Source organism: Devosia sp. P1_H9 (assembly GCF_056405135.1).
Genome location: NZ_JBFUCQ010000009.1, coordinates 82314 through 102216 on the forward strand (window position 1 = coordinate 82314; position 19903 = coordinate 102216).

Below are 19903 nucleotides of genomic sequence, written 5' to 3' on the forward strand. Positions count from 1 at the left end.
GGCAGGGAGCCTCACCCCATGCCCTCCCCCGGTTTCTGACCGATGGCGCAAGCCCGTCTCACCCGCTCGCTGGCGCTCGCCGCGTCGGCGCTGCTGAGCCTTGGCGGCGGTTGGCTGTACGTGCAGTTCATCGGTGCCGACGGCACCAGTGCGCTGGACGTGCTGCGCACTGTGCTGTTCACGCTGGTCGGGTTCTGGCTGGTGTGGGGAGGCGTCGCCGGTATTCTCGGCGTGCTGGCTCCGCCGAAGCGGGTGCCGACGGCAGTAGCGCGGCCCGATGGCATGACCGCGATCCTGATGCCGGTCTACAACGAGGACGCTGCTGCCAGCTTCTCGCGCGTCGCTGCGATGAACCGCAGCCTCGTCGCGCTGGGCATCGCCGATCGGTTCCACTTCGCCGTGCTGTCAGACACCAATTCGCCGGAAGTCGCGGCCGACGAGATCATCTGGTTCGAGCAGTTGCTGCATGAGCCGCAGGCCGAAGGCCGGGTGTTCTACCGTCGGCGCGAGCGGAACATCGGCAAGAAGGCCGGCAATATCGAGGACTTCATCTCGCGCTCGGGCGGCGCCTATGACTATGCACTGATCCTCGATGCCGACAGCCTGATGGACGGCGCCACCATCGCCGCGATGGCGAAGCGGATGGACGACGATCAGCGGCTCGGGCTGCTGCAGACGGTGCCGCAGGTGATCCATGCGCAGAGCCTGTTCGGCCGGCTGATGCAATTCTCGTCGGCATACCTCTCACCCTATTTTGCGCGCGGCACGGCGCTGATGCAGGGCGAGGAAGGGCCGTATTGGGGGCACAACGCCATCGTCCGCGTTTCGGCGTTCGCCGCGAGTTGCGGGCTGCCGGTGCTCTCGGGCAAGCCGCCGGCGGGCGGGCACATCCTCAGCCACGACTATGTCGAGGCGGCGCTGTTGTCACGAGCCGGCTGGAAGGTCGAGGTCGATCCGTACCTGGGCGGCTCTTACGAGGAAGGGCCGGAGAACCTGATCGAGTATGCCAAGCGCGACCGCCGCTGGTGCCAAGGCAACCTGCAGCACCGCCGGGTGCTGGCCGCGCCGGAGCTGAAGTTCTGGAGCCGGTTCACGTTCGTGCAGGGCATCATGGCCTATGCCGCCTCGCCGCTGTGGCTGGCGCTGCTGGCGGCGAGCATTCTCGCCGCGGCACTGCCCAGCCGCTACTGGTGGCGCGACAACGAGGCCGGCATCTGGGTGCTCGCCGTCGCGGTGGCCGTGGCGCTGCTGCTGCCGAAGTTCCTGATCCTCGCCCGCTCGACGCTCGGCCGCCGCAACCAGGGTTTCGGGGGCACGATCAGGGCGGCGCTGTCGGTGATCAGCGAGGTGCTGCTCTCGACCCTCCTCGCGCCGATCATGCTGTGCTTCCAGAGCAAGGCGGTCATCGAGATCCTCCTCGGGCTCGATGGCGGCTGGCCGGCGACCAACCGGGACGAGGGCCGGGTGAGCTTTTCGACGGCGTTCGCCGCGAGTTGGTGGGTCACCGTCGCCGGCGCGGTCGTGCTGGCCATCGCCTCGGCCTTTGCCAGCGAGCTGGTGCCCTGGCTGTTGCCGGTGGCGCTGCCCGCGATCGGTGCACCGTTGCTGATCGCCGCGACCTCGCGCGGCGCGACCAGCCGCAAGCCGATCCTCTTCACCACCCCGTCCGAAAGCGCGCCGGCGCCCGTCATCATCGAGCAGCAGCGCATTTTCCTGAGCTGGACGCAGCAGGGCCCTGCCGCTGCCGAACCCGCCATTGCCGGAACGACGCCTGTCCATGCCTGAGACCCTCGCCACGCTGAAGCGCGCGCCGCTGCTCGAGCGCCTCAAGGCGCTGGTCGGCCTGCCAGCGCTCGACCGCGAGATCGCCGCGACGCCGCCGGTGGGACGTGACCCGCGGCTCGACATGTTCCGCGGCCTGGCGCTGGTGATGATCTTCATCAACCACGTGCCCGGCACTTTCTACGAGACCCTGACCAGCCGGAACTTCGGCTTCTCTGATGCCGCCGAAGCGTTCGTGTTCATGTCCGGGCTGGCAGCGGGGCTCGCCTATTCCGGCCGCTTCGCCAGCGGTCCGCTATGGCCGGCGATCGCCAAGGTCTGGGCGCGGGCGCGGCAACTCTATTTCGTGCATCTGAGCATCACCCTGATCGCGCTCGCGATCTTTGCATCGGCGGCGCTGTATTTCGGGCTCGACGAGGTACTGGAGAAGAACAACATAGCGCCGATCTTCGGCTTCCCGCTGCAGACCATGATCGGGCTCCCGCTGATGACGCATCAGCTGGGCTATCTCAACATCCTGCCGCTCTACATCATGCTGTTGCTGGCGACGCCGCTGATCATCGGGCTCGGCCTGCGCTGGCCGGTGCAGACCATGCTCGGCTCGATCGCGCTGTGGGTGCTGGCGGGGCAGTTCCGGCTGAACCTGCCGAACTTCCCGACGCAGGGCGGCTGGTTCTTCAATCCGTTCTCCTGGCAGATCCTGTTCGTCGTCGGCCTGCTGTCGGGAATGGCGATGAAGCAGGGGCGCCGTTTCGTGCCGAAAAGCCCACTGCTGTTCGGGCTCTGCGCGGCGTTCCTCCTCGTGGTGCTGCTGTGGGTTAAGGTGCCGCCGCTGGGCGATGCGGGGCGAAACATGCTCGGCTTCCTCAGCCGACTCGGGCTGCCGTTCTACGTCACCTGGTTCGACAAGACCTTCCTCGCGCTGCCCCGGCTGTTGCATGCGCTGGCGCTGTTCTACGTGCTGGCGTCGCTGGGCGTGATGTACCGGGTCGCACAATCGCGTTTCGCCGCTCCGCTGCGGCTGATGGGCCGGCAAGGACTTGCGGTGTTCGCGACCGGCACCGTGCTGAGCCTGTTCCTCCAGGCCGTGAAGACCGGCACCAAGGGCGGCCTGCTGCTCGACACGCTGCTGCTCGGCGGCGGGTTGCTGGCGCTCGTGGGGCTCGCCTATGTGCTGACCCGCACGCAGGAGATGACGCGCGCGGCGACCCGCGCAGCATCCTGACACAACTGTCACATTTCTGAGAGCGCCCACAACAGTTGCAAGCTTGCGCCTTGCCGCGCGGTCGCGGCTGGGACTAGCCTACTAGTCGAGGGAGGGGCCAGCCCACTCGAGCGCGGGAGCGTTTGGTGACCCGACGGCGACCACTCTATAGCCGGTCACAAAGGCCGCGGACCACGGCGGGTTCAGCTTGGGTCGCGCCGGATGGCGTAAGTCCCGTCTATGTCGATCTTCCAGATGAAACGACCGGTCCGACGCTTCGACGCCGCCTCGCTGCGTGGTGGAGCAAGCTCTATCAGCAGCATCAGGGTCCGGTGCTGGTCGGGCTCGGCGCGGTGGTCACGCTGCTGCTGATTGGCGCCTACGACCTGATCGCCCCCGACCCGCAGCGCATCAGCGACTGGCAGTTCATGACCGCCGTCAACAAGGTGGTGGACGAGCGGCCGCCCGGTGCATCGATCGAGTCGGTCGCCTATGCGACGGTTATCCGCTCGGTGGTGCGGGTGGATGGCTACGAGGATGCCACGGACAATCCGTCAGCCGCCAAGCCGGAGAGCGAGAAGGCTGAGTTGCCGGTGGAAGGCAAGGTGGAAGAGGACTTCCACGAGCGCTTCACCGCGGTCGGCACCGGCGTCGTCATCGACGACATGGGCACGATCCTCACAAATCTCCACGTCGCCGGGGCGGCCAAGAACCTGCGCGTGCAGTTCTGGGATGGCACCGAGTCCGAGGCGATGATCGTCGGCGCCCGGGCCGATAGCGACCTCGCCATCATCCGCCCTCGTGTGCTGCCCGATGACCTGCAGCCGGCAACGCTCGCCCCGAGTGCCGGACTCAGTCCTGGCGACGCGGTGGTGGCGGTGGGCTTCCCGTTCGGCATCGGTCCCTCGGCTTCGGCCGGCGTGGTGTCCGGGCTCGGCCGGGTGCTGGCGGAAGAAGGCCAGCCCAAGCTGCAGAACCTCATCCAGTTCGACGCGGCCGCCAACCCGGGCAATTCCGGCGGGCCGCTGGTCAATGCGGATGGCGAAGTGGTGGGCATCGTCACCGCCATCCTGAACCCATCCGGACTTCGCACCTTTGCCGGCATCGGCTTTGCCGTGCCGATCGAGAACGCCGCCGCGGCGGCAGGAGAAAACCCGCTGTAACTGTACTCGAACCCCGACGGAGAAAATGGACGACACATCGAAAGAGTCAGGCGCCGCCGTCGCTTCCTTGATGGAGCAGGTGCTGTACGAGGTGAAGAAAGTCGTGGTCGGGCAGGACCATTTTCTCGAACGGGTGCTGGTGGCGCTGCTTGCCAAGGGGCACCTGCTGGTCGAGGGCGTGCCAGGCCTCGCGAAGACGCTGACGGTCAACACGCTGGCCGACGTCATCCAGGGCAGCTTCAAGCGGGTGCAGTTTACCCCTGATCTCGTCCCATCCGACCTCGTCGGCACACGTATCTACAACCAGAAATCCGGTGACTTCTCGACCTCGCTGGGACCGGTGTTCTGCAACCTGCTGCTGGCCGACGAAATCAACCGCGCTCCGGCCAAGGTGCAGAGCGCGCTGCTCGAGGTGATGCAGGAGCGGCAGGTCACCATCGCGGGCGAGACCCACAAGGTGCCCAATCCGTTCGTCGTCATGGCGACGCAGAACCCGATCGAGACCGAGGGCACGTATCCCCTACCCGAGGCGCAAGTCGATCGGTTCATGATGAAGGTCCTCGTCGGCTATCCGAGCGAAGAGGAGGAGTTCGTCATCGTCTCGCGGGTCACCGGCCTTATGCAGGCGGTGGCGCGCGTGGCGACCACCGAGCAACTGGTCGGGCTGCAGGCGAAATGCCGGCAGCTGTTCGTCGATCCGTCGCTGATCCAGTTCGCAGTGAAGGTGGTGAGCGCCACACGCAATCCCGCGTCGGCGGGGCTGGGCGAGATGGAGCGGTTCCTCACCTATGGGGCGAGCCCCCGCGCTTCCATCAACATGATCGAAGCCGGCCGCGCCCTCGCGTTCCTTCGCGGTCGCGAATACGTGCTGCCCGAGGACGTGCTCGATGTCACCCCGGATGTGCTGCGGCACAGGATCGTCCTCTCGTACGAGGCGATCTCGGAGTCGATCACGCCCGACCAGATCGTCGGCCAGATTCTCAAGGCCGTTCCCGCACCCGAGAAACCCCTGGAGGCGCATGTCCGCATCGCCGCAGCAGGCTGAGAAGCTCCTCGGCCGACTCGAATGGACGGTGATCCGCAAGCTCGACGGCTTGCTGCAGGGAGACTACCGTACGCTGTTCCGCGGCTTTGGCCTAGATTTCGCGGACCTGCGCGAATACCAGACCTACGATGACGTCCGGCACATCGACTGGAACGTCACGGCGCGCACGCAGGTGCCGCACGTGCGAATCTACAACGAGGACCGCGACGTCACTGCCTGGTTCCTGCTCGATCTCAGCCCCTCGGTGGATTTCGGCTCGGACCAGGTGACCAAGCGCCAGATGCTCACCGAGTTCACGGCGGTGCTGACCCGGCTGCTGACGCGGCAGGGCAACAAGGTCGGGGCGATCCTGTTCAATGGCCAATCGGATTTCGTCATCGCGCCGCATACCGGACGGCGGCATGTGCTGCACCTCGTCGACAAGGTGTTCGCCAATCCGCGGCTGCTGCGCTCGCCCCAGACCGATCTCAACGCCTTCCTCGCGCGCGCGGCCTCGGTGATCAAGCGGCGCTCGATCTGCTTCGTGGTCTCCGATTTCATCTCGAAGCCGGGCTGGGAGCGCGGGCTGTTCCAGCTGAGCCGGCGCCACGAGGCGGTGGCGGTGCGGTTGCTCGATCCGCTCGACATGGCGCTGCCCGATGTCGGCATGCTGCTGTTCCAGGATGCCGAGACGGGCGAACAACTGTTCGTCGACACCGGCGACAAGGGCTTTCGCCGCCGCTTTGTCGCGGCGGCGCAACGCAACGAAGAGGCGCAGATGGAGGCGTTTGCCGCTGCCGGCCTCGATGTACTCGAACTCTCGACTTCGGACGATCTGGTCGATGCGCTGCTGCGCTTTGCCAACATGCGCAAGGTGCAGTCGCGACTCGGTGGAGGCGGCAATCTGCCCGCGATGGCGGGCGCGTAACTTAGACGACGGGTGACGACATGACCTTCATCTGGATGGACATGCTCTGGTTGCTGGTGTTGGTGCCGCTGTTGATCGGCGCCTACATCTGGCTGATGCGGCGCCGGAAGAAATCTGCCCTGCGCTACGCCAACCTCGCCATCGTCAAGCAGGCGATGGGCAAGGGGGTCGGCTGGCGCCGGCACGTGCCCCCGGCGCTGTTGCTTGGAGCGATCACCGTGCTGATCGTCGCCGTGGCCCGGCCGGCTGCGGTGGTGGAACTGGCGTCATCGCGCGCCACCGTGATCCTCTCGATGGATGTTTCGGGCTCGATGCGGGCCCGCGATGTCGAGCCGTCGCGCATCGTGGCGGCGCAGGAGGCGGCGAAGGCCTTCATCAAGAACCAGCCGGCCGACGTGCAGATCGGCATCGTCGCCTTTGCCTCGGCCGCGGTGCTGGTGCAGGCCCCGACCATCGACCGCGAAGCGCTGTACCAGGCGATCAACAGCTTCGACCTGCGGCGTGGCACTGCGGTCGGCTCCGGCGTACTGGTGGCGCTGGCGACCATCTTCCCCGAGGAGAACTTCGACGTCGACGGAAGCGGCGACCAGCGCGACCAACTGGGGTTGCCGAGCTTCGGGGGCGAGCGCGAGCGCATCGGCCGGACGCCCGGAGAACTGGACGGGTTGCTGGGCGCCACCACCGAGCCGCCGGCGGCCAAACACATGCCGGTCGAGCCGGGCTCCTACCAGAGCGCGGTGGTGATCCTCCTGACCGACGGCGCGACCACCACGGGCCCCGATCCGATCGCGGCAGGGCGTCTTGCCGGGGACTACGGCGTCAAGGTGTTCACCGTCGGCTTCGGGTCGGCTTCAGGCGACGTGGTGGATTTCGGCGGCCGCTCGATGCGGGCACAACTCGACGAGACGACGCTGCGGGCCATCGCCGACGCCACCGAGGGCGAGTACTACGCGGCAGGAAGCGCCGCCGACCTTGAGGGGGTCTACAACTCGCTCTCCACCCGGCTGATCAGCGAGAAGAAGCTGACTGAGATCGCCTTCCTGTTCGCCGGCGTAGGCGCGCTGCTCGCCATCGCCGCGGCGGGCCTGTCGATGCTGTGGTTCGGGCGCGTCGCCTAGCCGGACCGAGCCGTCACCGCCGATCGCAACAACCGCTGCCCTCCGCGACGGCCGGCGAAATTGTGGCGCTTGCGCGTCGGCGTAATTATGATAATCACAGTCATGTTTTAATGTTTTTGGCAGACGGCCGGGATGGCCACGATGCGACTTGAGGATTTGCGGGACATGACCGCTTCGCCCGATACGGCGGAAAAGCCGGAACTACCCGCCGGCCAGCCGAGCTTCACCACGGAGCAGCTGTTCGGTAGCGCGACCGAGATCGGCATCGTGCACCAGGGCTCGACCTACCGGCTCCGCATCACCCGCCAGGGCAAACTCGTCCTCAACAAATAGGAGCCGCCATGCGCTTCACGATTGCATGCTTCCTCCCCACGCTGTCGCGTCACCACCCCGCGGAGTTCGGCGTCTGATGGAAACGGTGGTCGAAGCCGTGGAGCCGGTGGCGGCAGCACACGACATGTCGATGTTCGCGCTGTTCATGCAGGCGGACTGGGTGGTGAAGTCGGTAATGTTGGGGCTGCTGTTCGCCTCGATCGCCTGCTGGGCGGTGATCTTCGCCAAGGCCGCTGCCTATGCCAGGGCGAAACGCGAGATGAAGGCGTTCGACAGGATCTTCGCCTCGGGCGAGCCGCTGACGCAGATCTACGCGCGGCTGAAGGATAGCCCGCGCACCGGGCTTGGTGCGCTGTTCGCCGCGGCGATGGAGGAGTGGAACGGCAGCCACGCCGAGAACGCCGCCAATTCCGGCGGCCTGCAGGCGCGGCTGCGCATCGTGCTCGACACCACGGTAGCCGCGGAGAGCGAGAAGCTTGACCGTAGCCTGTCGCTCCTGGCGACGGTGGGGAGCGCCGCGCCATTCGTCGGGCTATTCGGCACGGTGTGGGGCATCATGAACGCCTTCACCTCGATCGCGGCGGCGAAATCCACCAGCCTTGCCGTGGTGGCGCCGGGTATCGCCGAGGCACTGTTCGCCACCGCGCTCGGGCTGCTCGCCGCCATCCCGGCGGTGATTGCCTACAACAAGCTGAGCGGGGACGCCGGGCGGCTGATCGGCCGGCTCGAAGCATTCGCCGACCGGGTCTCGGTGCTGTTGTCGCGGCAGCTCGATGCGCGGGGGAACGCCTGATGAGCATGTCGCTGCAGAGCACGCGCGGCAAACGCGGCCGGCGTGGCGCGATCAACGAGATCAACATCACGCCGCTGGTCGACGTGATGCTGGTGCTGCTGATCGTGTTCATGGTGACGGCGCCGCTGCTCACCTCGGGTGTGCCGATCGACCTGCCGCAGACGAATGCGCCGGAGATGAAGGTCGAGGGGTCGAAACCGCTGACTATTTCGGTGACGCCGGAGGGCCAGATTTACCTCGGCGAGGACGAGATCACGCTCGAAACGCTTCTCGACTCCGTCGGCGCGGCGGCGGGCGAGGCCGGAGCACAGCAGCGGCTCTACATCCGTGGCGATGCCACCGCCGATTACGGGTTGATCATGCAGGTGATGGGCGATTTGAGCCGCGCCGGATACGCCCGCATCGGGCTGATCACCCAGCAGCGCGAGCAGTAAGATGAAGAAGGCCGCCCTCGCTTCCGCCAGCATCCATGTCGGCCTGATCGCCGGGGCGTTCCTGTTCCTCAGCCTCAATCCCGCAATCGACGAAACGGCGGTGGAGTCGGTGAGCGTCGATATCATCTCGATGGACGCCGTCACGGCCAACCCGACCGAGGAAATCACCGAGGCGACGGAGACGCTGGTTTCGGCCGGCGGCGAGGTCGAGGCGGAGGAAGTGCCGGAGACGGAAACCGAGCCGGTCGAGGTGGCTGAAGCTATGCCGGCCAAGGCCGTCGTAGCTGTGGCGGCGCCAGTCGAGGTGGCGCAGGTCGAGCCGTCGGAGAGCGAAGAGATTGCGTCAGCGGAGGTGCTGACGGCGGTGGATTCGATGGCACCCGCAGAGGCAGTGATGCCGCAGGTTGCGACCGCAACGATCGTCGCCGATAGCGTTGTCCCGTCGCTGTCCGATCCGCTCGAGGCGGTGCGCACTGCAACGATCGGCGAGCTGACGCCGGAGCCGCCGATCCAGCAGATTCCGCCGGCGCTGACGAAGCCGGTCGAGGTGGCGGAACCGCCGGAGACGGCGAGCCTTACGCCGGTGGTCGAGGAAGAGTTGCAGGTGGCACCGATCCCGAAGCCGCGGATCGTGCGCAAGCCGGTCGAGGCCAAGGTTGAGCCGCTGAAGGAACAGCCGAAGAAAGAGCCGACCGAGAAAAAGCCGCCATCGAAGCAGGCGAGCCTCGGGAACGGTGGCGCGGCCGATGCCGATAGCGCCGCCAAGAAATCCGGCGGCGGCGCCGGCAAGAAGAATGATGGCGGCAGCGCCTCCGCCAGCAAGTACCCCGGCCTGGTGCAGTCCAAGGTGACCCGCGCGGCGAAATATCCGTCCAAGGCAAAGGGCGACGACGGCGAGGCTTTGGTGAGCTTTACGGTCGGCGCCAGTGGTAAGGTGGTGAAAGTCGCGCTTGCCCGCAGTTCGGGGAACGATGCGCTCGACAATGCCGCGCTGGCGGCAGTCGACCGCGCTGCGCCCTTCCCTCCCATTCCCGAGGCAGCGGGGCGATCGACGTGGTCGTTCACGGTGCCGCTCTATTTCAAGAAGTGAGTTCGATAATGACCGAAGAAAAGAAGAAGGACGTGCTGCTCGAGACCACCGCCGATGCGGTACGCGAGGCCAAGACGCTGATCCGCACGGCGCGGTCGGGCTCGATTGCGACGCTCGAGCCGGGCACCGGCTGGCCGATCGCCACCCGAGTCGGCGTCTCGACCGATTTCGACGGCGCGCCGATCATCCTGATCTCGAAGCTCGCCGCCCATACCGGCGCGCTCCTCGCCGATCCGCGCTGCTCGCTGCTGATCGGCTATCCCGGGAAGGGCGATCCGCTGGCGCATGCCCGCGTCACTATCGCCTGTGAGGCCCGCGAAGTGGAGCGCGACAGCGAGGAACACGTGCGGCTCGACACGCGCTACCTGATCCACCAGCAGAAGGCCAAGCTCTACTCGGGCCTCGGCGATTTCCGCTACTTCCGGCTCGAGCCGAAGAGCGCCTCGTTCAATGCCGGCTTCGGGCGCGCCTATGCGCTGACGCGCGAGAACCTGCTCAATGCCAACCCTGCCAACCCGGAACTGGCAATGACCGAGCCGAGCGCCGTCGAGCACATGAACGACGACCATGGCGAGGCCGTCGGGCTCTATGCCGAGCATTTCGCCAAGGCGGCGCCTGGCAAGTGGCGGCTGATCGGCGTCGATGCCGAGGGCATGGACCTCGCCGATGGAGACGATATCCGCCGCGTCTGGTTCGAGACCGAGCTCACCTCGTCCAAGGACATGCACACGACGCTGGTGAGAATGGCCGGCGAAGCTCGGCGGGCCCTGAACCGGCCGCTCAAGGACGCGAGGGTTGCTTCGTGAAGCATCTGATCTCCGCCGCGCTGATGCTGATGGCATCGCCGGCGCTGGCGCAGCAGGCGACGCTCCCGGGCGGCGCCTCGGCGCTCAACGAGGCGCATGGCAGCTGGACGGTGAACTGCACGCTGGTCGAAGCCGGCAAGGATTGCGCCTTCTCCCAAGCGGCAGGCGCGCTGGTGGCGGTGGAGCTTGCGGCACCCGCGGGCAACAAGGCCGAGGGGATGCTGCTGACGGCGTTCGGGCTGCGGCTCGATGCGGGCGTGCAGCTCGGCATCGACGGCCATCAATTGGGCCAGGCGCGGCCCTTCCTCACCTGCGTGCAGACCGGGTGCCTTGTGCCGCTCGATTTCGACGAGGTGGCGCTCAGCGCCATGAAGGTCGGAACGACGCTCGAAGTCACGGGCGTGAAGGTCGACGACGGCCAGCCCGTGACGGTGACACTGTCACTTGCTGGCTTCACTGCCGCCTACAATCGCACGGCGGAGCTGGCGCAGTAGCATTTAATCTTGACTCATATACTCACCTTTAATAGAGCCTGAATGGATGGCCCGATCGGGCCATGAACAGCAAGCCACGCGGCGAGCGGCACGCCGACAGCCAGCCAACATCTTCGGTTTCTTTCGGGGGCAGGCATGTCTTATCGGCCGCACGGCGCGAGCGTTTTCGCGCGCGCATTTGTATCACCTTGGCATCTCGTCGGCGTCAGCACCGTGGCGCTGCTCTGCGCTATTCCGCAGCCGGTCTCGGCGCAGCAGCTGACCGAGGCGCAAAGCACCATCCTCAAGCGCATCGTGGTCGTCGCTTCGCGCGGTAGCAAGAACGTGCTCGACGTGCCGCAGAACATCGCGGTGATCGATGCCAAAACGCTGGAAAAGCACGTGGTCCGCGATATCCAGGACCTGGTGCGGTATGAGCCGGGCATCGCGGTGACGCGGCAGACTTCGCTCACCAATCCGTTCAGCCAGCTCACCGCATTCAACATCCGCGGGGTCGGCGGCAACCGCGTGCAGATGCTGGTCGACGGCAGCCGCGTGCAGGAAATCATCACCGACGGCAGCCGCGATTTCGTCGATCCGTGGAACATGAAGGCGGTCGAACTGGTGCGGGGGCCGAACTCGGTGCTGACCGGCTCCGACGCCTTGGGCGGCACGGTGTCGTTCCGGACGCGCGACCCGTCAGACCTGCTCGAAGGGCAGGACAAGCCGTGGGCGGTGGAGATCAAGACCGGCTGGGACAGCTACGACAACAGCTTCCGGAAGCAGGTGACGGGGGCCTACGATTTCGGCGACCTCGAGGTGCTGGCGAGCTTCGGGCACATGAGTGCCGAAGAGCCAAAGCTCTCCAACGCGGATCCGGACGGCGGCATCTGGGGATGCACGCGCCCAGCGTATTTCCGCTGCAACGTGCTCTTCCCGGCCGACACGAGCATCTACAATGGCCTGCTGAAGGCGGTCTGGACGCCGGGCGACGCGCACAAGTTCACCGGTACGTTCGAGCTGTTCGACGAGAACACGGTGATCGACCAGATCTGGGATTCGGGCTCGACGCAGGGTGCGCCCACCACGACGGCCTACAACTCCGAGAGCTATATCCGCCAGGTCGACATGACCCGTTATCGGCTGGCGCTCGAACATGAGTGGCAGGTCGGCGCGGACTGGCTCGACACGGTCAAGTGGAACGTCTCGTACTCGCCGCAGCGGCAACTCAAGACGTCGGACCAGCGGCGCATCCATTCGAACCGCGTCCAGGACCAGCACCAGATCCGCGACTACGGCGAGACCTTCCTCGAGGGCGATCTGCAGCTGACTTCGTCGTTCGGCTGGGGCGACACCTCACACACGCTGACCTACGGCTTCGACGGCGATATGACGATGACGCAGTACGAGGGGACCAACTACACGTACCGCTCGGATACCGGCGTCACCACCATCACCCCCAACCAGGGGTTCAACTTCCCCGAAGTTGAGACGGTGCGGGCCGACATCTACCTGCAGGACGAGATCAAGCTGCTCGATGAGCGCCTGACGCTTACTCCCGGCGTGCGGCTCGCCACCTATTCGATCGATCCGACCGGCGATGAGGACTACGTGCCGCTGCCCGGGTTCGAACCCGAGGTGCAAGAGAGCGTGCGGCTGATCAAGCGGATCGGCGCGGTCTACGAGGTCGACGACAGCTGGTCGGTTTATGCCGGCTATGGCGAAGGGTTCAAGATGCCGACGAGCCAGCAGCTGTTCGTTTCGGTCAACGACCCGTTCACCGGCAACCAGGTGATCCCGAACCCGGACCTGAAGCCGGAGGCGGTGGCGAGCTACGAGGCGGGTATCCGCGGCGAGTTCGAGCGGGGCTGGCTGTCGGTAGGTGGCTTCTACAGCGAGTACACCGACTTCATCCGCAGCTTTGCACCGGTGGCCGGCCAGCCGGCGAACGTCGTCACCTACGACAACCTCGACACGGTGAAGCTCTGGGGCATCGAGGCGAGCGCCGAGTTCGAGGTCTACGAAAACCTCTTTGCGTCCGGCGCCCTCACCTATTCGAAGGGCGTGCAGATCAACGACGGCGCTGCTGAGGTGCCGTTCGACGGTGCCATTCCGCTGACCGTCGTTGCAGGGCTGCGCTACGAGATGCCCGACCAGGGGCTCGAGTTCGAGGTCATCGGCACGTTCGCCGCCGGGGTTACCGAGCGGAGCGATCCCAATGCCTTCAAGCCGGATGGCTACTCGGTGTTCGACGCCTACGCCAAGTGGGAGCCGACCGACAATATCGAGCTCACCGCGGGCATCCAGAACATCCTCGATACCCGGTACTTCCCCAACACGCTGACCGGATACGCCAACACGCCGGCCTCATCGGCGGTTGCCAACCAGAACCCGCTCGAATTGCAGGTTGCACCCGGCCGTACTTTCAAGGTCGGGGCCAAGGTCACGTTCTAAGCGCCTACTCCGCGGGAGGGCCCCGTCCACGGCTCTCCCGCCTTCTTTCTCGGAGATTTCGCATGACCCGCGTCCTTGGTCAGTTCTGGCGGCTGTTGAAGCTCTGCATCGGCGGGCGGGGCGGAAAACTCGGGCTGGCGCTGTTCGTCGCCGTGGTGGCACTGAAGCTGGGCGGGGTCTACACGACGCTCAGGATCATCTCCTGGACCAAGGATTTCTACTCGGCGTTGGAGGCTGTCGATGCCGGCGCTGCGCTGACCCAGATCGGGGTGTTCGGCATCATCGTGCTGCTCAACTCGATCCGCGAGCTCAGCGCGCAATATCTCAATAAGCTGGTGCTGATCCGCTGGCGGCGGTCGCTGACCGAGGCGGTGCGCGACCAATGGCTCGCCGACAAGGCCTATCTCGGCATAGGCGGCAGCGGTGCGGGGGTGGACAATCCCGACCAGCGCATCGCCGATGACTGCCGGCTGTTCATCAACGGCATGCTGAGCGAGGCGCTCGACCTCATCACCAACATCGTTGCGATCTTCTCCTACGTGGCGCTGCTCTGGCAGCTCTCGTCCTTCCCGCTGTCGCTGGCCTTCATCGGCATCGACTTCGAGATCCCGCGCTACATGCTCGTCGCCGCCTTCGTCTACGTCGCGCTCTGCTCGCTGCTGACGCACGTGCTCGGCAGCCCGCTCAAGAAGCTCTATGTCGAGCAGCAGCGCCGCGAGGCGGACTTCCGCTTCGCGCTGGCGCGGATGCGCTCCAATGTCGACGAGATCGCGCTGCTCAATGGCGAGGAAGCCGAGCGGCGGACGCTGGACAGCCGCTTCGGCGCGATCATGGGCAACTGGCGCAGGCTGATCAACCGCGAGCTGATCCTCAGCTGCTTCACCTACCCTTACCAGCACACCGTGCTGCGCATCCCGCTATTCGTGGCGCTGCCGTCGTTCCTCGCCGGGGCGGTGAACTTCGGCGGGCTGATGGAAGTCAGCTCCGCCTTCTCCAGCGTGGTCACCACGCTCTCGTGGTTCATCTTCTCGTACCGCGATCTCGCCGATCTCGTCGCTGCCTCATCACGTCTCGACGGGTTCCTACGCGCCACCGAGAGCAGCGCGGCGGGCGAGGCCATCGTGCAGAGGGGCGATGGTCCGCTCAGTGTTTCCGGGCTCAGCCTCAGGCTGCCGGATGGCCGGCCGCTGCTGGATGTGGGCTCGCTCAGGGTCGAGCGCGGCGAGGCCGTGTGGGTTGCGGGCCAGTCGGGGCTGGGCAAGACCACGCTGGTCAAGGCGATTGCAGGGCTCTGGCCGCATGCCCAGGGCCGGATCGTGCTGCCTGCCGGACCGGCGCTGTTCCTGCCGCAGCAGGCCTATGTGCCGCTCGGGTCGATCCTCGACGCGGTTGCCTATCCCTCCAGCCCCGAGGCGTTCGCGCTCGAGCAACGCAGGGCTGCGCTCGAGGCGGTGGGGCTCGGACATCGGCTCGACGTGATGTTCATCGACGATGAGACGGCCAGCGGCGATCTCTCCGGCGGCGAGCTGCAGCGCCTGGCGCTGGCCCGGCTGCTGCTGCAACGCCCGCTGTTCGCCTATCTCGACGAGCCGACCAGCGCCATCGACGTGGCCTCCGAGACCGCGCTGTTCGAGATGCTCCGCCGGGAGCTGCCCGACACCGCCTTCGTCATCGTCGCGCATCGCAGGCCGCAGGGCCTGGGCATGCCGCGTATCATCGAACTGGGTGTCGCTCCGGCGCCTGCCGCTCCACTCGAACCCGTACTTGCCTAAGGATAGTTCAATGCTCGACAAGCCGACCACCCTGCCCCGCGCCCGCCTCGAGGCCAGCGCCCGCGACGTGCTCGCCACCCTCCCCGCCATCGGCAAGCTGATGGTGACGGCGCGGCACCTCGGCGCGACGCACGAGCGGATCGGCGCGGTCGAGAGCGTCACCCTCGAGGACGGCTGGGCGGTGATCGGCGGGGCCGAGCACGAGAGCCGGATCGAGCTCGCTGGTATCGCCGAGATCATCGTCGACCGCACCAGCGTGATGAAGGACAAGGCGTATCCGCGCATCGACTTCAACCGCGCCGATGGCAGCTACATCTGCGGCATCGTCGGCTTCGCTGGGATCGAGCCGTTCGACGCCGCGGTGGCGCCGCTCGGCGTCGGCACGGCGATCGAGGCGAAGCCCGATACCCCGCCGGGTGAGCGCATCGAGGCCAGCGAGACCGATCCCGGCCGTTTGCCACTTGAGGATGCGCAGGCGGCGCAATCGCCGGTGGTGATCGGCTTCCGCCGCGCCGGCTTCCAGCAGTTCTGGCGCGGCACCATCGAGGCGGTGAAGCCGGCGATGGGCTTCATCAACGTGATGCGCTCGGATTTCCACCTGCACCTCAAGGCTGGTGCGGTGGCCGAGTGGCATCGGGACTCGGTGACCGGCGAGCGCGAGGCATTCAACGCCGACGGCGAGCCCCTGGGCCTGACGCTGCTGCGCATCAACTGACGGGTTAGCCCAAAGCGCGATTGCCGTTCCGGGACGGATCATCCTATTGAGGCGGGCCCGACGGCCCACTGGCCGTCACTACGCTCAGGGGAGCCAGCATGATCTACGAGTTGCGCGTCTACACCTGCCTGCCGGGGCGCTTGCCCAACCTGATGCGGCGATTCAAGGACCATACGCTGGGCATTTGGGAACGGCACGGCATCGAGCAGGCAGGGTTCTGGACGACCGTGATCGGCAATTCGAACAACGATCTGACATACATGCTGCGCTGGAACTCGATGGCCGAGCGGGAGACCAAGTGGGCGGCGTTCGTGGCCGATCCGGAATGGCATGCCGCGCGGGACGCATCGGAAGCGGATGGGCCGCTGCTTGCCAATGTGTCGAGCCAGTTTCTGACGCCGACGGGGTTTTCGAGCGTGAAGTGACGGCACCGTCTTCCCCTCCCCACCGGCCGTCATCCCGGCGAAAGCCGGGACCCACTGCTCGGATGGTTGGGCTGGCGCGGCCCTCTCCGGTCCTTCACGGAAGGGTCGGAGAATGCGAGTTTGTGGGACGCTCGGCGCACTGGGCCCCGGCTTTCGCCGGGGTGACGGCCGGTGGATGGGGAGCCGCGAGGTTCCTCATCGATAAGCCGGCAACCAGTTCCCATGTGCCTCGATCAGCCGATCCACCAGGCTCCAGATCTCGTCCAGCGATAGCTCAGCCGCCGTGTGCGGATCGAGCATCGCCGCGTGGTAGATGTGCTCGCGCTTGCCCGTCACCGCCGCGGCAACGGTCTGCCGCTGCACATTGATCGAGAGCTGCATGATCGAGGCCAGGTGATCGGGGATGCGGCCGATGCGGGTGGGCTGGATGCCGTTGCGATCGACGTGGCAAGGCACCTCCACCACCGCATCGTCGGGCAGGTTGCTGATCAGTCCGCGATTGGGGACGTTGCCATAGATCAGGCCACTCTCGCCTGATGTCATCGAGCGGATGATGCCGGCGGCGTACTCGTTGGACTGCTCTACCTCCAGCGGAGCATCGCCCTCGAGGTCGCGGCGCAGCTGGTGCCATTCGGCGATCTGATCCTCGCAGCGGTAGAGGTATTCGCCGAGGCGCAGGTTGTACTTCTCGAGCAGGTCCTGGCGGCCACGCTTGATGAACCAGGAATTGTACTCCGAGAAGTGGACGCTCGACTCGGTGACGAAGTGGCCGACGCGTTTCAGCATGTCGAAGCGCACCCGGTCGTCGTCGGGGATCGGGCCGTTCTGGGCGATGGCCTTGAGGCGCGGATAGAGGTCCTCGAACTCGCCGTCGGGCAAGACCTTCCCAAACTTCAGGTAGAAGGCGACGTGGTTGATGCCGGCGCAGAGGTAGCTGAGGTCGGCCGGGTTCTCGCCCAATAGCTCCGCCAGCTGGTGCGAGGTTTCCTGCACCGAGTGGCAGAGGCCGACGGTTTTGATGTGCGGGAATTTCTCCTTGATGGCCCAGCAGTTGATGGCCATCGGGTTGACGTATTGCAGCAGCGTCGCGTCGGGGCACACCTCCTCCATGTCGCGGCAGATGTCGAACAGCACGGGGATGGTGCGCAGCCCGCGGAAGATGCCGCCGATGCCGAGGGTATCGCCGATCGTCTGGTTGAGCCCGAAACTGTCGGGCACCTTGAAATCGGTGACGGTCGCCGGCTTGTAGCCGCCCACCTGCATCATCAGGATGACGAAATCGGCGCCCTGCAGCGCATCGCGGCGGTTGGCCGTGGCTCCGACCTTGAGGTTGGTCAGCCCCAGCGTCTGGCCAATGCGGTTGGCGACGACCACCGAGGTCGAGAGCCGGGTCTCGTCGATGTCGTGGAGGCTGATGGTGGCGTTCTGGAGCGCGGGGTTCGACAGAACATCGCCGAGGATCGACTGGGCGAAGACGGTGCTGCCGGCGCCGATGAGACAGATTTTGAGCATTAGTTTTCCTTCATCGCGAAGCGATGCTGAGCGGTTGCGGGGGAGGTCAGGGGCTACTTGATGCCGGTCGCGGCGAACCCCTGGATGAACTGCTTCTGCGCGAAGAAGAACGCCACGATGATCGGGGCGATCGAAATGATCACCGCCGCCATCATCAGCGCCCATTGCGCGCGATAGAGCCGCTGGAACAGCGCCAGCCCCACCGGCAGCGTGGTCTTTTCGAGATCCGATGGCAGATAGATCAGCGCGCTGAACAGATCGTTCCACGAGCTCATGAAGGCGAAGATGGCGAGCGCAGCCAACGCGGGCTTGGCCAGCGGCAGGTAGATCGAGAAGTAAATGCGGAACAGGCTGGCGCCATCGAGCCGCGCCGCTTCGAGCAGCTCGATCGGGATAGTGCGGAAGTACTGGCGGAGGAGGAACACACCGAAGGCACCGCCAAGGAAGCTCGGCAGGTAAAGCGGCACATCGGTGCCGTAGAGGCCGAAGGTCTTGAAGATCAGGAACTGCGGGATGACGGTCATCTGGTAGGGCACCATCAACGTCGCGAGCAGGACGAGGAACAAGAGGTCGCGGCCCCTGAAGCGGACGATGGCGAAGACGAAGGCGCCCATCGAGCAGGTGACCACCTGGCCGATGGTGGAGAGCGCGGCGATGCGGAACGAATTCCAGACGAGGTACTGGAACTCCATCAGCTCCCAGGCCTTGCCGAAATTCTCGAAGGTGATCCGGCGGGGGATGAGGTCGCGGGTGAACTGGTCAGCAGCCGGCTTCAGCGCCGTCGACACCATCCAGACGAAGGGCGCGACCATCAGCAGGCCGCCGGCGATCAGGACGAGATAGAACCAGATGTTCTCGCGCAGGTGCTTGGCGAGGAACGCGGTGGTCGGCAGCTCGGTGGCGGGGGCCGAGGCGGTGACAACGCTCATTGGTGCTGCCCCCAGCGCTTGTTGAGCTGGGAATAGATCAGCGTCAGGCCGAGGACGATCACCGCCAGCACCACCGACTGGGCCGAGGCATTGCCCATGCGGAAGTAGTTGAAGCCTTCGCGATAGATGTTGAACACGAGCATGGGCAGGTTCGAGCTGCCATTGCTGGTCTGGGTGAGGATGTAGACGTAGTCGAAAGCCTGGAAGGCGTGGATGGTGCAGAGCACCGCCTGAAAGAAGATCGAGGGCAGCAGCATCGGCACGGTGACGGCGAGGAACTGCTGGAAGCGGCTAGCGCCGTCGATGGTCGCCGCCTCGTAGACATCGCGCGGGATGGCCTGCAAGCCGCCGAGGAAGATGATCATCCCCTCGCCGATGGCGCCCCAGACATTGACGATCACCACCGAGTAGAGCGCCATGTCGGAGCCGAGCCAATGCACCGGATCGCCACCGAAGGTCGTGATGATGGCGTTCAGCACGCCCTTGTCCTTCGAATAGATCCAGGTCCAGACGAGGCCGACGGCGGTGGGCGAGGTGACCACCGGGATGAAATAGATCAGCCGGAAGAGACTCACGCCCCGGATGCGCTGGTTGAGTAAGACCGCCACCACCAGCGAGATACAGAGCGTCGCGGGCACGTAGATGGCGGAGAAGGCGGCGGTGTTACCGAGCGCCTTGAGGAAATTGCGGTTCTCGGGCAGCGCCAGGTAGTTCTCGACGCCGACCCATTTGGCAGGGCTCAACAGGTCCCACTCGAAGAGACTGATGCCGATGGTGGCGGCGATCGAGCCGAAGGCGCCGAGCGCCAGCCCAAGCAGCGTGGGCAGCAACAACACGATGACCCAGAACCGCTCGGCACCGCGTGGCGATACTCCGATCTGCGTCATGCTGCCCTGCCCTTGCTTGCCCATCAGCATCGTGAGACCAACCCGGGCGTCCGGCAAGCCG

General features: G+C 65.9%; 19 protein-coding genes. 16 read left to right on the forward strand and 3 right to left on the reverse strand.

What is annotated here, in order from left to right; all coding sequences use genetic code 11:
• The first annotated feature begins 42 nt into the window (after window positions 1-42).
• From mdoH to AC1DYL_RS17690, 16 genes are all read left to right on the forward strand, one after another.
• Entirely contained in the window at window positions 43-1785 is a 1743-nt protein-coding gene (gene mdoH, locus AC1DYL_RS17615) for a glucans biosynthesis glucosyltransferase MdoH (RefSeq protein WP_477174172.1), read from the forward strand.
• Entirely contained in the window at window positions 1778-3007 is a 1230-nt protein-coding gene (locus AC1DYL_RS17620; protein WP_477150670.1) for an OpgC family protein, read from the forward strand. The genes mdoH and AC1DYL_RS17620 overlap by 8 nt, the downstream gene beginning before the upstream one ends.
• Before the next feature lie 311 nt (window positions 3008-3318).
• Window positions 3319-4149, forward strand: a complete 831-nt coding sequence (locus AC1DYL_RS17625) for a S1C family serine protease (protein ID WP_477174173.1) — start codon at window positions 3319-3321, stop codon at window positions 4147-4149.
• Window positions 4150-4174: 25 nt separating this feature from the next.
• Window positions 4175-5194 carry an AAA family ATPase gene (locus AC1DYL_RS17630; RefSeq protein ID WP_477174174.1) on the forward strand — a complete coding sequence of 340 codons (1020 nt, stop codon included), beginning with the start codon at window positions 4175-4177 and terminating at the stop codon, window positions 5192-5194.
• On the forward strand, window positions 5169-6101 hold the full coding sequence (locus AC1DYL_RS17635) for a DUF58 domain-containing protein (RefSeq protein WP_477174175.1): 933 nt from the start codon (window positions 5169-5171) through the stop codon (window positions 6099-6101). The genes AC1DYL_RS17630 and AC1DYL_RS17635 overlap by 26 nt, the downstream gene beginning before the upstream one ends.
• Window positions 6102-6121: 20 nt before the next feature.
• Entirely contained in the window at window positions 6122-7219 is a 1098-nt protein-coding gene (locus AC1DYL_RS17640; RefSeq protein WP_477174176.1) for a VWA domain-containing protein, read from the forward strand.
• 165 nt (window positions 7220-7384) lie between these two features.
• Entirely contained in the window at window positions 7385-7552 is a 168-nt protein-coding gene (gene hemP, locus AC1DYL_RS17645) for a hemin uptake protein HemP (protein WP_477157798.1), read from the forward strand.
• A 76-nt stretch (window positions 7553-7628) separates the two neighbouring features.
• The gene (gene tolQ, locus AC1DYL_RS17650) at window positions 7629-8345 is read left to right on the forward strand and encodes a protein TolQ (protein WP_477174177.1); all 717 of its coding nucleotides are present in this window, start codon (window positions 7629-7631) and stop codon (window positions 8343-8345) included.
• Window positions 8345-8779, forward strand: coding sequence for an ExbD/TolR family protein (locus tag AC1DYL_RS17655; protein WP_477174178.1), 435 nt, complete (start codon window positions 8345-8347; stop codon window positions 8777-8779). The genes tolQ and AC1DYL_RS17655 overlap by 1 nt, the downstream gene beginning before the upstream one ends.
• A gap of 1 nt (window position 8780) precedes the next feature.
• The gene (locus tag AC1DYL_RS17660) at window positions 8781-9869 is read left to right on the forward strand and encodes an energy transducer TonB family protein (protein ID WP_477174179.1); all 1089 of its coding nucleotides are present in this window, start codon (window positions 8781-8783) and stop codon (window positions 9867-9869) included.
• 8 nt (window positions 9870-9877) lie between these two features.
• Entirely contained in the window at window positions 9878-10675 is a 798-nt protein-coding gene (locus tag AC1DYL_RS17665) for a HugZ family pyridoxamine 5'-phosphate oxidase (RefSeq protein WP_477174180.1), read from the forward strand.
• Entirely contained in the window at window positions 10672-11169 is a 498-nt protein-coding gene (locus AC1DYL_RS17670; RefSeq protein WP_477174181.1) for an invasion associated locus B family protein, read from the forward strand. The genes AC1DYL_RS17665 and AC1DYL_RS17670 overlap by 4 nt, the downstream gene beginning before the upstream one ends.
• A 135-nt stretch (window positions 11170-11304) precedes the next feature.
• Window positions 11305-13602, forward strand: coding sequence for a TonB-dependent hemoglobin/transferrin/lactoferrin family receptor (locus tag AC1DYL_RS17675; RefSeq protein WP_477174182.1), 2298 nt, complete (start codon window positions 11305-11307; stop codon window positions 13600-13602).
• 62 nt (window positions 13603-13664) lie between these two features.
• Window positions 13665-15374: an ABC transporter ATP-binding protein/permease gene (locus AC1DYL_RS17680; protein WP_477174183.1), complete on the forward strand. Its 1710-nt coding sequence runs from the start codon at window positions 13665-13667 to the stop codon at window positions 15372-15374.
• 10 nt (window positions 15375-15384) lie between these two features.
• The gene (locus AC1DYL_RS17685) at window positions 15385-16089 is read left to right on the forward strand and encodes a hypothetical protein (protein WP_477174184.1); all 705 of its coding nucleotides are present in this window, start codon (window positions 15385-15387) and stop codon (window positions 16087-16089) included.
• A gap of 98 nt (window positions 16090-16187) precedes the next feature.
• Window positions 16188-16514, forward strand: coding sequence for an NIPSNAP family protein (locus AC1DYL_RS17690; protein ID WP_477150684.1), 327 nt, complete (start codon window positions 16188-16190; stop codon window positions 16512-16514).
• Between the two features lie 195 nt (window positions 16515-16709).
• Here AC1DYL_RS17690 and melA read toward each other — a convergent pair whose 3' ends face one another.
• From melA to AC1DYL_RS17705, 3 genes are read right to left on the reverse strand one after another with little or no spacing between them, the layout of a single operon-like run.
• The gene (melA, locus tag AC1DYL_RS17695) at window positions 16710-18026 is read right to left on the reverse strand and encodes an alpha-galactosidase (RefSeq protein ID WP_477174185.1); all 1317 of its coding nucleotides are present in this window, start codon (window positions 18024-18026) and stop codon (window positions 16710-16712) included.
• A gap of 53 nt (window positions 18027-18079) precedes the next feature.
• Entirely contained in the window at window positions 18080-18955 is an 876-nt protein-coding gene (locus AC1DYL_RS17700; protein ID WP_477174186.1) for a carbohydrate ABC transporter permease, read from the reverse strand.
• Entirely contained in the window at window positions 18952-19842 is an 891-nt protein-coding gene (locus tag AC1DYL_RS17705) for a carbohydrate ABC transporter permease (protein WP_477174187.1), read from the reverse strand. Before AC1DYL_RS17705 ends, AC1DYL_RS17700 begins: the two co-directional genes overlap by 4 nt.
• Window positions 19843-19903: the final 61 nt, after the last annotated feature.

Coding starts and splice junctions, on each gene's coding strand:
- AC1DYL_RS17685 (WP_477174184.1), top strand. CDS start 15,385: ATGCTCGACAAGCCGACCACCCTGCCCCGCGCCCGCCTCGAGGCCAGC.
- AC1DYL_RS17660 (WP_477174179.1), top strand. CDS start 8,781: ATGAAGAAGGCCGCCCTCGCTTCCGCCAGCATCCATGTCGGCCTGATC.
- mdoH (WP_477174172.1), top strand. CDS start 43: ATGGCGCAAGCCCGTCTCACCCGCTCGCTGGCGCTCGCCGCGTCGGCG.
- AC1DYL_RS17630 (WP_477174174.1), top strand. CDS start 4,175: ATGGACGACACATCGAAAGAGTCAGGCGCCGCCGTCGCTTCCTTGATG.
- hemP (WP_477157798.1), top strand. CDS start 7,385: ATGACCGCTTCGCCCGATACGGCGGAAAAGCCGGAACTACCCGCCGGC.
- AC1DYL_RS17640 (WP_477174176.1), top strand. CDS start 6,122: ATGACCTTCATCTGGATGGACATGCTCTGGTTGCTGGTGTTGGTGCCG.
- AC1DYL_RS17665 (WP_477174180.1), top strand. CDS start 9,878: ATGACCGAAGAAAAGAAGAAGGACGTGCTGCTCGAGACCACCGCCGAT.
- AC1DYL_RS17635 (WP_477174175.1), top strand. CDS start 5,169: ATGTCCGCATCGCCGCAGCAGGCTGAGAAGCTCCTCGGCCGACTCGAA.
- AC1DYL_RS17690 (WP_477150684.1), top strand. CDS start 16,188: ATGATCTACGAGTTGCGCGTCTACACCTGCCTGCCGGGGCGCTTGCCC.
- melA (WP_477174185.1), bottom strand. CDS start 18,026: ATGCTCAAAATCTGTCTCATCGGCGCCGGCAGCACCGTCTTCGCCCAG.
- AC1DYL_RS17680 (WP_477174183.1), top strand. CDS start 13,665: ATGACCCGCGTCCTTGGTCAGTTCTGGCGGCTGTTGAAGCTCTGCATC.
- AC1DYL_RS17700 (WP_477174186.1), bottom strand. CDS start 18,955: ATGAGCGTTGTCACCGCCTCGGCCCCCGCCACCGAGCTGCCGACCACC.
- tolQ (WP_477174177.1), top strand. CDS start 7,629: ATGGAAACGGTGGTCGAAGCCGTGGAGCCGGTGGCGGCAGCACACGAC.
- AC1DYL_RS17675 (WP_477174182.1), top strand. CDS start 11,305: ATGTCTTATCGGCCGCACGGCGCGAGCGTTTTCGCGCGCGCATTTGTA.
- AC1DYL_RS17620 (WP_477150670.1), top strand. CDS start 1,778: ATGCCTGAGACCCTCGCCACGCTGAAGCGCGCGCCGCTGCTCGAGCGC.
- AC1DYL_RS17705 (WP_477174187.1), bottom strand. CDS start 19,842: ATGACGCAGATCGGAGTATCGCCACGCGGTGCCGAGCGGTTCTGGGTC.
- AC1DYL_RS17655 (WP_477174178.1), top strand. CDS start 8,345: ATGAGCATGTCGCTGCAGAGCACGCGCGGCAAACGCGGCCGGCGTGGC.